General features: G+C 75.1%; 13 protein-coding genes. 2 read left to right on the top strand and 11 right to left on the bottom strand.

Going from position 1 to position 13,031, the window contains the following annotated elements; translation table 11 throughout:
* Window position 1: 1 nt before the first annotated feature.
* The 9 genes from murJ to ACFT41_RS18070 all read right to left on the bottom strand — a co-directional run bounded on the left by murJ (window position 2) and on the right by ACFT41_RS18070 (window position 9,499).
* Entirely contained in the window at window positions 2-1,699 is a 1,698-nt protein-coding gene (murJ, locus tag ACFT41_RS18110; RefSeq protein ID WP_377613919.1) for a murein biosynthesis integral membrane protein MurJ, read from the bottom strand.
* 38 nt (window positions 1,700-1,737) lie between these two features.
* Window positions 1,738-2,604, bottom strand: coding sequence for a hypothetical protein (locus ACFT41_RS18105; RefSeq protein WP_377589623.1), 867 nt, complete (start codon window positions 2,602-2,604; stop codon window positions 1,738-1,740).
* Window positions 2,605-2,671: 67 nt separating this feature from the next.
* Complete coding sequence (locus tag ACFT41_RS18100; protein WP_377589622.1) at window positions 2,672-3,610, bottom strand: copper transporter; 939 nt, start codon at window positions 3,608-3,610, stop codon at window positions 2,672-2,674.
* Window positions 3,611-3,638: 28 nt separating this feature from the next.
* Window positions 3,639-4,817: a putative cytokinetic ring protein SteA gene (gene steA, locus ACFT41_RS18095; RefSeq protein WP_377589621.1), complete on the bottom strand. Its 1,179-nt coding sequence runs from the start codon at window positions 4,815-4,817 to the stop codon at window positions 3,639-3,641.
* Between the two features lie 119 nt (window positions 4,818-4,936).
* A complete protein-coding gene (recN, locus tag ACFT41_RS18090) occupies window positions 4,937-6,694 on the bottom strand; it encodes a DNA repair protein RecN (protein WP_377589620.1) in 1,758 nt (585 codons plus the stop codon).
* Between the two features lie 153 nt (window positions 6,695-6,847).
* Window positions 6,848-7,732 (bottom strand): NAD kinase, encoded by an 885-nt coding sequence (locus ACFT41_RS18085; RefSeq protein WP_377589619.1) that lies wholly within the window; start codon window positions 7,730-7,732, stop codon window positions 6,848-6,850.
* A gap of 52 nt (window positions 7,733-7,784) precedes the next feature.
* Window positions 7,785-8,645: a TlyA family RNA methyltransferase gene (locus tag ACFT41_RS18080; protein ID WP_377589618.1), complete on the bottom strand. Its 861-nt coding sequence runs from the start codon at window positions 8,643-8,645 to the stop codon at window positions 7,785-7,787.
* 19 nt (window positions 8,646-8,664) lie between these two features.
* Window positions 8,665-8,913, bottom strand: a complete 249-nt coding sequence (locus tag ACFT41_RS18075) for a hypothetical protein (RefSeq protein ID WP_377589617.1) — start codon at window positions 8,911-8,913, stop codon at window positions 8,665-8,667.
* 28 nt (window positions 8,914-8,941) lie between these two features.
* Window positions 8,942-9,499 (bottom strand): phasin family protein, encoded by a 558-nt coding sequence (locus tag ACFT41_RS18070; protein WP_377589616.1) that lies wholly within the window; start codon window positions 9,497-9,499, stop codon window positions 8,942-8,944.
* A 113-nt stretch (window positions 9,500-9,612) separates the two neighbouring features.
* On the opposite strand from ACFT41_RS18070, the gene ACFT41_RS18065 reads away from it, so the two are divergent.
* The gene (locus tag ACFT41_RS18065; protein WP_377589615.1) at window positions 9,613-9,951 is read left to right on the top strand and encodes an SCP2 sterol-binding domain-containing protein; all 339 of its coding nucleotides are present in this window, start codon (window positions 9,613-9,615) and stop codon (window positions 9,949-9,951) included.
* Window positions 9,952-10,035: 84 nt separating this feature from the next.
* On the opposite strand, the gene ACFT41_RS18060 is transcribed toward ACFT41_RS18065, so the two are convergent.
* Window positions 10,036-11,055, bottom strand: a complete 1,020-nt coding sequence (locus ACFT41_RS18060; protein WP_377589614.1) for an HAD-IIA family hydrolase — start codon at window positions 11,053-11,055, stop codon at window positions 10,036-10,038.
* The gene (locus ACFT41_RS18055; RefSeq protein ID WP_377589613.1) at window positions 11,052-11,894 is read right to left on the bottom strand and encodes a Replicase polyprotein 1ab; all 843 of its coding nucleotides are present in this window, start codon (window positions 11,892-11,894) and stop codon (window positions 11,052-11,054) included. The genes ACFT41_RS18060 and ACFT41_RS18055 overlap by 4 nt, the downstream gene beginning before the upstream one ends.
* On the opposite strand from ACFT41_RS18055, the gene ACFT41_RS18050 reads away from it, so the two are divergent.
* Window positions 11,871-13,031 (top strand): hypothetical protein (locus tag ACFT41_RS18050; RefSeq protein ID WP_377613918.1); only part of this gene is annotated, 1,161 nt, incomplete at its 3' end. The genes ACFT41_RS18055 and ACFT41_RS18050 overlap by 24 nt on opposite strands.

Raw genomic sequence — 13,031 nt, 5'->3', positions numbered from 1 at the left:
CTCACCCGGACACCGTCTCCTTCCCGTCGCCCCGTTCCGGACCGACCACGTCCTGCCGCCGAGGCCCGCCGGAGCGCCCGGCTCGCCAGCCCGCACCGGGCAACCGGCGGCGCACGGCGGCGAGCACCGGCCGCACGTCCCGCCGGTCGGCCAGGTATGCCACGGCGAGGAACACGACGCCAACCACGGCTGAGGACAGCATGCCCTGCACGAGGGCCGCGAGTGTCGTCGGGGTGCCGGCCCCGGCCCCGGCCAGGGCATGCGCGGTGGCCGCCCCGGCGAGCGCGGCGAGCGCCCCGCCGAGCAGCCCCGCCGCCCCCGCGCGGGCCGCCCCGGCCAGCGCGGCGGGCCCGGCCGTGCGGCGCGCCGCGACGAGCAGCAGGACACCGAGCAGCAGCATGCCGGCGGAGTTGGCCAGGGTCACCGCGAGCACCCGGTCGGCGCGGGGCAGCAGCGCGGCGAGGGGGACGACGGCCAGCGGCACGGCCAGCCAGCCGGCGGTGATGGCCGCGGTGGCCGGCCGGGTCTCGCCTCGGGCGTAGAGGGCGCGGGAGAGCACCGCGAACAGCCCGTAGCCGAGCAGTCCGGGGGCGAAGCCGGCGATCGCGGCGGCGACCGGGGCCGGGTCGGCCGGGCGGAAGAACGCGGCGACCGGGGCGGCGGTGCCCGCGAGGGCCGCCGCGCCGAGGCAGCTGAACAGCAGCACCCCCCGGGTGGTCGTGGCGAGGGTGTCCCGGTACGCCGGTTCGTCGCCGGCCGCCGACGCCGCCGCGAGCGTCGGGTACGCGGCGACCGCGAGGGGCACCGCCAGCACCGCCCAGGGCAGCAGGTACATCGTCTGGGCCAGGTTGAACGCCTGGACGGAACCGGTCGGGCCCCCGGAGGCGACCTTGACGACCGCCGCGAGGGCGATCTGCTGGGCGGCCACGGTGACCGCCCCGGCCGCCGCCAGCCCGCCGACCCGGGCCCGGGCGTCGGCGCCGAAGGCGTAGCCGGGGCGCAGCCGCAGGCCGAGTCGGCGCAGCGGGATCAGCAGCGACAGCGACAGCACGACCACGCCGAGGGTGGTGCCGCCGCTCAGGACCAGCTCGCCGCCCCGGCTCACCCCGGCGACGGTGGCCCCTCGTCCCTCGACGCCGCCGAAGGTCAGGTAGACCACGATCACGGTGAGGCTGGACAGCAGCGGGGCGATGACGGGCCAGGCGAAGCGGCGGTGCGCCTGGAGCACCCCGGTGAGCACGATGCCGACGCCGTAGAGCGGCAGCTGGGGGGCGAAGACCCGCAACATGCGCGCCCCGGCGGCCAACTCGGCGGGGCTGCGGCCGGAGCTGAGCGCCTCGACGATCGGCCCGGCCAGCAGCGCGACCAGCGCCGCGAGGGGCACCAGCAGGGTCAGCGTCCAGGTCAGCAGGGCCCCGGTGGTCGCGCCGACGGCCCGCCGGTCACCCGCTGCGACCGGGCCGGCCAGCAGGGGCACGACCAGGCTGGCCAGCGCCCCGCCGGCCACGATCTCGAAGATGATGTTCGGCGCGACGTTGGCGACCACGTACATGTCGCCGAGGTCGCTGAAGTCCAGTGTCCAGGTGAACACCATGGTCCGGCCGAAGCCGGCGAGCCGGGCGACCACGGTGAGCACGGCGATGAGGGCGGCCGCCCCGGCCACCCGGCCGGCGCCGGCGAGGGGTGCCGGGTTCTTCACGTCAGCCGGTGGTCTGCACGTCGGTCGGCCGTCGCACGTCAGTCGGTGCGCCGGCCCAGCGCGTCCAGCTCACGCAGCCCCGGGGTGGCCTGGATGACCTGGGTGAAGCTGACCTTCTCACTGGCGGCGGTGAGCACGGCGAGCACGGCGAGCACGCCGGCCCGCCCCAGTGGCCCGGTGCGGGCGGCGAGGGCCACCCCGAGCACCGCGCCGATCGCGTTGGCCCCGCCGTCGCCGACCATCACCTGCTCGTCGAGGTCCTCGGGGAGCAGGCCGGCGGCGGCGCCCACCGCCCCGGCGGCGATCCCGCCATGGGGCCCCCCGGTCAGCGGCGCGCCGAGCAGCAGCGCGGACTTCAGCGCCCGCCCGGGCCGCAGGTCCAGCAGGTTGATCAGATTGGCGGTGCCGGCGATCACCCCGGCGCCGAGGAGCACGTCCACGGTGCGGCCCACCGCGCCGTGCCGCCGCCGGCGGGGGTGGGCGGCGACCGCCTGGTCGGCGGCGAGCAGCGCCGAGGCGGCCAGCCCCGCCGCGCCCACTCCGACGATCTTGACGAGGCCGGCGGTGACCCGGCCCTCGCGCAGCGCGGCGAGGTGCCCGGCGAAACCCTTGGCGGCCTTCTGCTCGGGCCGGGCGCCCGCCACGTCGTCGTAGACCCCGACCGCTCCCCCGCCCACGCCGGCCACCAGCGCGGCCGCGCCGGCGGGGGCGCTGGCGGCACCGAACGCCCCGGCCGCGGCGGCACCGGCGGCGAGCGCCGGCCCGGCGGCGAGGGTGACGGTGCGGCCCCGGAAGTTGGTGCGCTCCAGCGCCGGGGCGGCCGGCGAGCTGCGCGCCTCGCGCAGCGCGTACCGGGCGGCGGCGGCACCGGCCCCGGCGATCAGCAGGCGGCCCAGCAGGCTCACGCGGTCACCCCGTTCGGTACGCCGCAGGCGCGGCGGAGAGGATCGGACACCCGGGTACGTCGTTCGCTCACTGGGGCAGTCTAGGCAGCAGGGAGGACGCGTTGTCGCCCACGCCGTACTGGCCGGCCTTCTTCTCGACGAGCTGCTGCACCAGGGCCAGGGTGGTGACCAGCTGCCCCTGGGTGGTGTTGGCGTCGTCGACGGTGGAGATGGTCTGCGACAGCACCGGGTCGCCCCGGACGACCGCGACGACGTTACCGCCGGCCGAGCCGTTGCCGGCCACCACGATCGCCCCCGTCCGGTCGAACTGCTCGGCGACCTTGACCACCGACTCGTCCTTCTTCGCGGAGTCCTTGTCCACGTACGGCTGGCCGCTGACCAGCACCACCGCCTCGGCGGGCCCGGTCACCTTCTCGTCGGTCGTCAGGTATCCCGCGTTGCTGTACGACGCCAGCACCGCCCGGCGGTCGGCGTCGGTGGCCGCGGTGGTGCCGTCGGCGCGGTCCAGCAGCACGCTGGCCAGCAGGGCGCTGGACGTCTCCACCCCGTGCCCGTTGCCGGGCAGCCCCGAGGCGGGGGCGCTCGGCCGGGCGGCGGTGACGGCCAGCTCCATCAGGTTGTTGTTGTTGTCCGGGTTGATGAACTTGTCCTGCAGGTCGACCCGGCCGGTGACCTGGGCGCCGGCGGTCTGGAGCATCCTGAGCACGCCCTCGGTGTGCTCACGCCCGCTGGGCAGGGTGAGCAGCAGCACGCGGCGGTCGGTGAGCTTGCCGGGCAGAAAGACCTGGGCCATCTCGGCGGCGAACTGCTCCTCCAGCTCGATTTCCTTCTGCATGTTGTTGACCGCCTGGCGCATCTGCTGGTTGTCCTTGCTCAGCCCGTTGACCCGCTCCTTGAGCGAGTCGGCGACCGGGCCGTTGAGGGCGGCCGTGCCGACCACCAGGCCGATGGCCAGCGCCAGGAAGACCGCGGTCAGGGACACCACGTGGTAACGGAAGTTGATCACGCTTGCAGCCTCTTGATCGATCGGGGAGCTAGAAGAGCTGGCCGAGCTGGAACACGAAATTGTTCCACCATTCGCTGACCACGCCCAGGTACGCCTTGCCGACGGTGGAGACCGCCACGGCCGAGGCCATCGCCGCCACCGCCGACAGGACCAGCAGCAGCAGCGAGGAACCGGAGATGCTCTGCCGGTAGAGCCGGCTCACACCCTTGGCGTCCACCAGCTTCCCGCCGACCTTGAGCCGGGTGAGGAACGTCGAGGCCATCCCGCCCCGGCCCTTGTCCAGGAACTCGACCAGGGTGGCGTGCGTGCCGACCGCCACCAGCAGCGAGGCGCCCTTCTCGTCGGCCAGCAGCATGGCCAGGTCCTCGCTGGTGGCCGCCGCCGGGAAGGTGATCGCCTCGACGCCCAGCCCGGTGACCCGGGGCAGCCCGGGGGCCCGGCCGTCGGGGTAGGCGTGCACGATCACCTCGGCGCCGCAGCGCAGCACGTCGTCGGTCACCGAGTCCATGTCCCCGATGATCATGTCGGGGGTGTAGCCGGCCTCTACCAGCGCGTCCGCCCCGCCGTCCACGCCGATCAGCACCGGCTTGAACTCCCGGATGTACGGCCGCAGCACGTCCAGGTCGGCCTTGTAGTCGTAGCCGCGGACCACGATCAGGCAGTGCCGGCCCCGGACCTGGGTCTGGATCTCCGGCACGCCGACGCCGTCGAGGAGCAGGTCACGCTCCTGCCTGAGATAGTCCATCGTGTTGGCGGCGAACGCCTCCAACTGCACCGACAGCCCCTCGCGGGCGTCGGCCATCGCCTTGGCCACCGACTCGGCGTCCTGCAACGCGCCGTGCGCGACCGGCTCACCGCCGACGAACACGGTGTTGCCCTCGATCCGGACGGTGTCGCCCTCCCGGACCCGCTCGAAGATCCCCTCGCCCAGGTCGTCCAGGAGCGGGATGCCGGCGGTCACCAGCACCTCCGGGCCGAGGTTCGGATAGCGGCCGGAGACCGACGGCTTCGCGTTCAGGACGGCGGCGACACCGACCGCGACCAGCGAATCGGCCGCCACCCGGTCCAGGTCGACGTGGTCGATGACCGCGATGTCGCCCGGACGCAGCCGGCCGACCAGGCGCTTCGTCCGGCGGTCGAGGCGCGCGGTGCCGAGGACTGTGTCCGGCTCGGTGTTACGGGTCCGGCGCAACGTGGGTAGACGCATCGTGACCATCCTGGCATGTGAGGCAGGCTTTTCTGTCGCGACATGCCTGAGCAGGGCCGCCTACCCAGGGAAGCACACCAGAGCGCGTGCCGGTGTGCGCGCGCTCACAATACCCGCCGTCACGGCCGCCTTTCGCGTGCCGCCACGGCCAACAGCTCCTCTGCGTGAGCGATACCCAGATCCGAATCCGGCAAACCCGCCAGCATCCGGGCCAACTCCCGGGCCCGCTCGGTGTCCTCCACCACCCGCACCCCGCTGGTGGTCACCGCACCACCCGTGTCCTTCGCCACCACCAGGTGCCGGTCGGCGAACGCCGCCACCTGCGGCAGGTGGGTGACCACCAGCACCTGGTGGCTGCGGGCCAGCCGGGCCAACCGCCGGCCGATCTCCACCGCCGCCTGGCCGCCGACGCCCGCGTCGACCTCGTCGAAGACCAGGGTCGGCGGGCCACCCGAGCCCGCGAAGACCACCTCGATGGCGAGCATCACCCGGGACAGCTCACCACCGGACGCGCCCCGCTGCAACGGCAGCGACGGGGCCCCCGGGTGGGCCAGCAGCCGCAGCTCCACCTCGTCGCCGCCGTCCGGGCCGACGCCCACCTCCACGCCGTTGACCGCCAGGCTCGGCTCCGCCCTGCCCGCCGGCCGGGGCAGCACCGCCACCTCGATCCGGGCGTGCGGCATCGCCAGCCCCGCCAGCTCGACGGTCACCTGCTCGGCGAACCGGGACGCCGCCTCCTGCCGGGACACCGACACCCGCCCGGCCAGCTCGGCCACCTCACCGGCCAGCCGGGACGCCTCCCGGCCCAGCTCATCGAGGAGATCGTCGGAGGTGTCCAGATCGGACAGCCGCACCCGGGCCCGTTCCGCCCAGGCCACCACCCCGTCGACGTCGTCGGCGTACTTGCGGGTCAACGCACGCAGCGCCGCCCGCCGCTCGTAGACGACCTGCAACCGGGCCGGATCCGCGTCCAACGCGGCCAGATACGCCGACAGCTCCGCCGAGACGTCGGCCACCAGGGTCGCCGCCTCCTCCAACCGGGCCGCCAGGTCACCCAGCGCCGGATCGGTGCCCGCCTGCGCCTCCAGGGTGCGCCGGGCCAACCCCAGCAGCGCCGTGGCGTCCGGCGCCTCGTCGGTCGGCTCGGTGCCGCCCGCGACGCACTGGTACGCCGTCTGCGCCGCCGTACGCAGTCCTTCCGCGTGCTCCAGGCGCTGCGCCTCGGCCTTCAGCTCGTCGTCCTCGCCCGGCTGCGGATCCACCCGGCTGATCTCGTCCAGGCCCAACCGGAGCAGGTCGGCCTCCTGATGGCGCGCCCGGGCGTTGCGCCGCCGGTCGGCCAGATCGTCGACCACCGCCCGCCACCGGGAATATGCCTCCCGCAACGCGTCGAGCAGCTTCTCGTGCTCCGGCCCGGCGAACCGGTCCAGCGCGGCCCGCTGCTCGGCCGGGCGCAACAGGCGCAACTGGTCGGACTGGCCGTGGACCGCCACCACCTGCTCGCCGACCTCGCCCAGCATCGCCACCGGCATGCCGCGCCCGCCCAGGTGCGCCCGGGAGCGACCCTCCACGGTGACCGTGCGGCTCAGCAGCAGCGAACCGTCGTCGTCAGGCTCCCCACCGGCGTCGGTGACCCGGGCGTGCACGGCGGCGGCAACCCGGCCACCGAGCCGCAGCCGCCCCTCGACCACCGCCCGACCCGGCTGGGCCCGCACCCGGCCCGCGTCGGCCCGGCCCCCGAAGAGCAGGCCGAGGCCGGTCACCACCATCGTCTTGCCCGCACCGGTCTCGCCGGTGATGACGTTCATCCCGCCGGCCAACGGCAGCGTGGTGTCCTCGATGACGCCCAGTCCGGTGATGCGCAGCTCTTCCAGCACAGCAACCGACAGTAGACGCGCGCCCCGACAGTTGACCAGCCGGCACGGCCGGTACGCGGTGACCGTCCACCGACCGGCCCGCCCGTCACCCCCGCCGGCGCACCAGCCGACCAGCGGTCCGCCAACGCCGCCGGGCCGCCCCGGAGACGTCGCTCACCTGCGGTTGCCCCGCCAGCCGTGCACCGGCAACCCGAACTTCGCCACCAGCCGATCGGTGAACGACCGGGCCCGCAGCCGCACCACCCGCACCGGCAGCGCGCCCCGCCGCACCGTCACCTGCGCCCCCGGCGGCAGGTCGTAGACGCGGCGGCCGTCGCAGCACAGCACGGCGAGGGTGGTGAACGGGTCCACCGTGATCGAGAACGTCGACGTGGGCGCGGTCACCAGCGGCCGGCTGAACAGCGCGTGCGCGCTGATCGGGACCAGCAGCAACGCCTCCACCTCCGGCCAGACCACCGGCCCGCCGCCGGAGAACGCGTACGCCGTCGAGCCCGTGGGGGTCGCGCAGACCACGCCGTCGCAGCCGTACCGCGACAGCGGCCGGCCGTCCACGTCGACCAGCAGCTCCAGCATCTGGGCCCGCTCGCCCTTCTCGACGCTGATCTCGTTGAGCGCCCAGGACTCGATCGTCGGACCACCGTCGAACTCCGCGGTAACGTCGAGGGTGAGCCGCTCGTCCACCGTGTAGTTGCGGTCCACCACGTCGCGCACCGCCACGTCCAGGTCGTCGATCTCCGCCTCGGCGAGGAAGCCGACCTTGCCCAGGTTGATGCCGAGCAGCGGCACCTTCGCCGGCCGGGCCAGCTCCGCCGCGCGCAGGAACGTGCCGTCGCCGCCCAGGGCGAAGACGATCTCGGCCCCCTCGGCGGCCTCCAGCCCCGTCACCGGCACCACGCCCGGCAGGTCCAGGTCGTCGGCCTCCTCGGCCACCACCCGCACCTCGAACCCCGCGGCGATCAGGTCCGCCGCGACCGCCCGGGCGTGCTCCGTGCTGCGACGCCGTCCGGTGTGCGTCACCAGCAGCGCGGTACGACTCAACGGATCCACCTTCCGTTCGCGACTGCGGGGCTCGCAAGCTCACTCCTCGCGCTCACCCTGCCACCTCCTCCGGGGCCCCGTCCGGCGCGTCACCGGACGGGGTCGCGCCCTGCGGGCCGGCCGCCACAACGGCCCGCACCCGCTCCGGGTCGGCCATCGGCGCGCCCCGGCGTAACCATACGAAGAACTCGACGTTGCCGCTGGGCCCCGGCAGGGGGCTGGCGGTCACGCCGGCAAGCCCCAGCCCGAGCTGGGCGGCCGCCGCCGACACGTCCAGCACCGCCTCGGCGCGCAACGCCGGATCGCGCACGACGCCGCCCGCGCCGACGCGCTCCCTGCCGACCTCGAACTGGGGCTTCACCATCAACGCCAGGTCGCCTTCGGCCCGCGTGCAGGCGGCCAGCGCCGGCAGCACCAGCCGCAGCGAGATGAACGACAGGTCCGCCACCGTCAGCTCGACCTCCCCGCCGATCGCCTCCGGGGTCAGCGTGCGGACGTTGGTCCGCTCGAACACCCGCACCCGGTCGTCGGTGCGCAGCGGCCACGCGAGCTGCCCGTAGCCCACGTCGACGGCGACCACCTCGGCCGCGTCGGCGCGCAGCAGCACGTCGGTGAAGCCGCCGGTCGACGCGCCCGCGTCGAGGCAGCGCCGGCCGGACACCCGCAGCCCGCCCGGGGCGAAGGCACCCAGCGCGCCGGCCAGTTTGTGGCCGCCCCGGGAGACGTACTCCGAGGTGGGGTCGGCGCCGGTGACCAGCAGCGGATCTGCGGGGTCGACCAACGCGGCGGCCTTGCGGGCCGGCACCCCGCGCAGCCGGACCCGGCCGGCCTCGACCAGCGCGGCGGCCTGCTCACGGGACCGGGCCAGACCGCGGCGGACGAGTTCGGCGTCGAGCCGGTTGCGACGTGCCATGGGGTGGATCTCCGGTCGGTCAGGCCTGGTCGATGGTGGTGAGGGTGTCCCGCAGCGTCTGGTACGCCGCCTCGTACTGCGGGATCTGATCGGCCGGGGAGAGCGAGGCGGCGTTCGCCATCGCCTGGACGGCGGCGTCCACCGCCGGGTGCCGGGCGGCCCCGTCGTCGTCGGTGGCCAGCGGGCGGGGTGGCGGGCCCGGCCGGGGCCCGGGTGGCGGCGCGGGCCGGCCGTCGGGCGGGGGCCCCGGCCGGAACGGCCCGCTCACCGCCGGCCCCGACCCATCACGGGTACGCTCACGCCGCACCGCCCGGCTGCCGCTTGCGGGCCGGCGCCTTCTTCACCGGGCGGGCCGGCTCCGCCGCCCCCTCCTCGGCTTCGGTGCGGCTCACCGCGGCGGGCGACTTCTTCGCGACGGCCTTCTTCGCGACGGCCTTCCTGGCCACGGCCTTCCTGGCCACGGCCTTCCTGGCCACGGCCTTCTTGGCCACGGCCTTCTTCGCCGCCGGCGCGGGTGGCCCGGACGGCTGCGGGGCGGGCTCGGCGAGGCCGGCCCTTGCCTCCCTCAGCTGGCGTTCCAGCCCGTGCACCCGGCGGGTCAGCTCGGCCACCTCGTCGGCCGTCGCCAGCCCGACCGCGCCGAGCGCGCGGTCCACCTCGAAGCGCACCAGTTTCGTCAGCGCCTCCCGGTTCGCCGCGCCGGTCGAGACCAGTTCCTCGGCGAGGGCCTGGAGCTGGGTTGCCGTCGCCTCGCCGGAGCCGACGACCCGGCGCACCACGTCCTGTGCCTTCTTCCGGGGCGCCTCCGTCAGGCCCATGGCCAGTCCGAGGTAGGCGCGCCACGCGTCCTGCATGCCTGAAGTCCTTCCACGGGGTGGGGGTTGCGGGTCTCACGCTACCGGGCGCCCTGCGACGCCCATTGCGGTACGGTGCCGGGAAACGGACGTGGCGCGCGTGAGGAGACAAAGTGGCCAGCGTGGACGAGTGCCGGCAGGCGTTGCAGGATCTGGCCACCCGGCTGGACCGCAACGCCGACACCGTGCGGGAGCGGGTCGACCTGGACCGGACCCTGGCCTGCCGGGTGACCGACCTGGACACCGCCTTCCACGGCCGGCTCGCCGACGGGCGGCTGCTCGACCTCACCGACGGGGACGACCCGAAGGCGAAGATCGCACTGAGCACCAGCAGCGACGACCTGCTCGCCCTGGTGCGTGGCGAGCTCGACGTGACCAGGGCGATCACGTCCCGTCGGGTGTCGATCAAGGCGAACCCGTTCGACCTGATGAAGCTCCGCAAGCTGCTCTGACGGCCCTGACGGGTGCAGCCCGCGCCACCAGCCCGGGGAGTGACCCGGGGCCGGCGGCGCGGGCTGCACCCACCGCTCGGTGAGTCAGTCGGCCGGGCCGAGGGCGGCCAGGGCCGCTTCGGCCTCCGGCGAACCCGCGCGTACCTGCGGGCCCGCATCCGCCGTCCACGCGACGGCGCAGAGCGCGGCCAGGGCGTCCAGCGGCCGGCCGGCGCCCGTCAATTCCAGGTCGCCGTCGGTCGCGCGCACCGACCAGCCGCCCGTCTCGGCGGCACCCGGCACCCGAACCACCGCCGCCGGGTCGAACAGCCCGGCGAGGTCGACCGAGACGTACGTCGGCCGGCGCGCCGCCGGCGCGACCAGCAGTTCGGGCACGTCACTCACACCGGTCAGCACCAGCAGGCTGTCCAGTCCGGCACGCCGGGCGCCCTCGATGTCGGTGTCGAGCCGGTCGCCCACCACGAGGGTGCGCCCCTGCCCTGCCCGACGGGCGGCGGTGGCGAACAGCGCCGGCTCGGGCTTGCCCACGACCACGTCCGGGTCACGGTCCAACGCGGTCCGCAGCACGGCCACCAACGACCCGTTGCCCGGCAGCGGGCCACGCCCGCTGGGCAGCGTCCGGTCGGTGTTCGTGGCGATCCACTGCGCGCCGGCCCGCACGGCCAGGGACGCCTCGGCCAGGTCCGCCCAGCCGACCTGCGGGCCGTAGCCCTGCACGACGGCGGCGGGGGACTCGTCGACGCGGGACACGGGGCGCAGCCCGGCCGCGCTGATCTCGGCGCGCAACGCCTCCGCCCCCACCACCAGGACCGGCGAGCCGGCGGGCAACCGCTCCGCCAGCAGCTCGGCGGCGGCGCCCGCAGAGGTGAGCACCTCGTCCGCGCCGGCGGGCACCCCCATCCCGGTGAGCAGGTCGGCGACCTCGCTGGACCGCCGCGACGCGTTGTTGGTGGCGTACGCGACCGTCCGTCTCTCGGCGTGCAACCGCCCCACCGCCTCGACCGCGCCGGGGATCGGCCGATCGATCAGGTAGATGACCCCGTCCAGGTCGAAGACGACCAGCGAGTACCCGTCGACCAGCCGGTCCCCGGCGTCCGCCGTCACCGCTGGTCCGCGCCCGGCTCGGGCGAGTCTGCGGACTCCGCGCCCCGCTCGGTCTTCACCGGCTCCGACCCGACCCGGTCCGCGCCGTCCTCGTCGTCGTCACCCTCGTCGTCGAGCTCGGCCGCGTCCTGATCGTCCGTGTCGCCGTCCGCTCCGCCCGTGAGGGCGGCATCCGGCTGGGCGGGCACCGCACCCGGCGTACCCGGGCCGGAGGCGATCTCCTCGGCCGGCTCGTCGTCCGCGTCGTCGCCCTCGATCAACACCCCGTCGAGTTCGAGCAGCCGCTCGGCGGCGTCGGTGTCGCTCTCGGCGTCGACGTCGGCCGCCCGGGAGAACCACTCCCGGGCCTCCTCGCGCCGGCCCACGGCGAGCAGCGCGTCGGCGTACGCGTACCGGAGCCGGGCGGCCCACGGCTCGGTCGCCTCGTTGGTCAGCTCGCGGACCTGGAGCATGGCCACGGCCGCGTCCTTCTGGCCGAGGTCGCCCCGGGCCCCGGCGGCGACGATCAGCAGCTCGATCGCGACGGCCTGGTCGAGCTTCTCCCGGTCAGCCCCCCGGAACAGGTCGATCGCCCGCTCCGGACGCCCGAGCGCCCGCTCGCAGTCGGCGAGCACAGCCAGGTGGCTCTGCGACCCCGTCATCCGGTGGTACGTACGCAGCTCGGCGATCGCCGTCTGCCACTCCCCCGCGTGGTACGCGGCCAACCCGACCGCCTCGCGCACCGCGGAGATACGCGACGCGAGCCGACGAGCGGCGAGCGCGTGCGCCAGCGCCTCCGCCGGGTCCTCGTCGATCAGCTGGCCGGTCGCGACCAGGTGCCGGGCGACGGTATCCGCCACCGGCTTGGCCAGCGACAGCAGCTCCGCGCGGACGGCCTGGTCCAGGTCGGACGCGACGATCTCGTCGGGCAGCGACGGAGCGACGGTTCCCTCCGGCTCGGCACGGTCACGGCGATCGTCCCGACGGTCGCGCGACGCGTCCCCGCCGTGGCCGCCTTCCCGACGCCGGTCTTCGAATCCCTGCCGGTCGTCCCGGCGCGGGCGGTCGCCGTGACCACCGGCCCGGTCGCCCCCACGGAAGCCACCTTCACGCGACGGACCCGAACGGAAACCACCCTCGCGCGGGCCGGAACGGAAGCCGCCCTCACGACGGTCTCCACCTCGGGAGCCACCCTCACGGCCCTCACCGCCACGGAAGCCGCCCTCACGCGGCCCCGAACGGAAGCCGCCTTCACGACGGTCTCCGCCGAAGCCACCCTCACGGCGCTCGCCGCTGCGGAAGGTGCCCTCGCGGTCGCCGCCGCGGAAGCCGCGCTCGCGGGACTCACCGTCGCGGCGGAAGCCGCCCTCGCGCGGGCCGCCCTCGCGCCGGTCACCCCCACGGAAGCCACCCTCGCGGTCACCGCCACGGAACCCACCCTGCCGGGCGTCACCATCGCGACGGAAACCACCCTCGCGACGATCCCCGCCGAAACCACCCTCACGACGATCGCCCCCGCGAAAACCGCCCTCAGGACGGTCCCCACCACGGAAACCACCCTCACGCGGCGGACCCGAACGGAAACCGCCCTCGCGCGGGCCACCGTCACGACGGTCACCACTGAAACCACCCTCGCGCCGGTCACCCCCACGGAAACCACCCTCGCGGTCACCGCCACGGAACCCACCCTGCCGGGCGTCACCATCGCGACGGAAACCACCCTCACGCCGATCCCCGCCGAAACCACCCTCACGACGATCGCCCCCGCGGAAACCACCACCCTCACGCGGGCCAGAACGGAAACCACCCTCAGGACGATCGCCCCCGCGGAAACCGCCCTCAGGACGGTCCCCACCACGGAAGCCACCCTCACGCGGCGGACCCGAACGGAAACCACCCTCACGCCGGTCACCCCCACGGAAACCACCCTCGCGGTCACCGCCACGGAACCCACCCTGCCGGGCGTCACCATCGCGACGGAAACCACCCTCACGCCG

Source organism: Micromonospora sp. NPDC057141, assembly GCF_042670805.1.
Classification (GTDB): Bacteria; Actinomycetota; Actinomycetes; order Mycobacteriales; family Micromonosporaceae; genus Micromonospora.
The sequence above is the reverse complement of the archived record's forward strand: the minus strand, read 5'-3'. Positions and strand labels throughout refer to the sequence as shown.

Coding starts and splice junctions, on each gene's coding strand:
- steA (WP_377589621.1), bottom strand. CDS start 4,817: ATGCGTCTACCCACGTTGCGCCGGACCCGTAACACCGAGCCGGACACA.
- ACFT41_RS18080 (WP_377589618.1), bottom strand. CDS start 8,645: ATGGCACGTCGCAACCGGCTCGACGCCGAACTCGTCCGCCGCGGTCTG.
- ACFT41_RS18070 (WP_377589616.1), bottom strand. CDS start 9,499: ATGCAGGACGCGTGGCGCGCCTACCTCGGACTGGCCATGGGCCTGACG.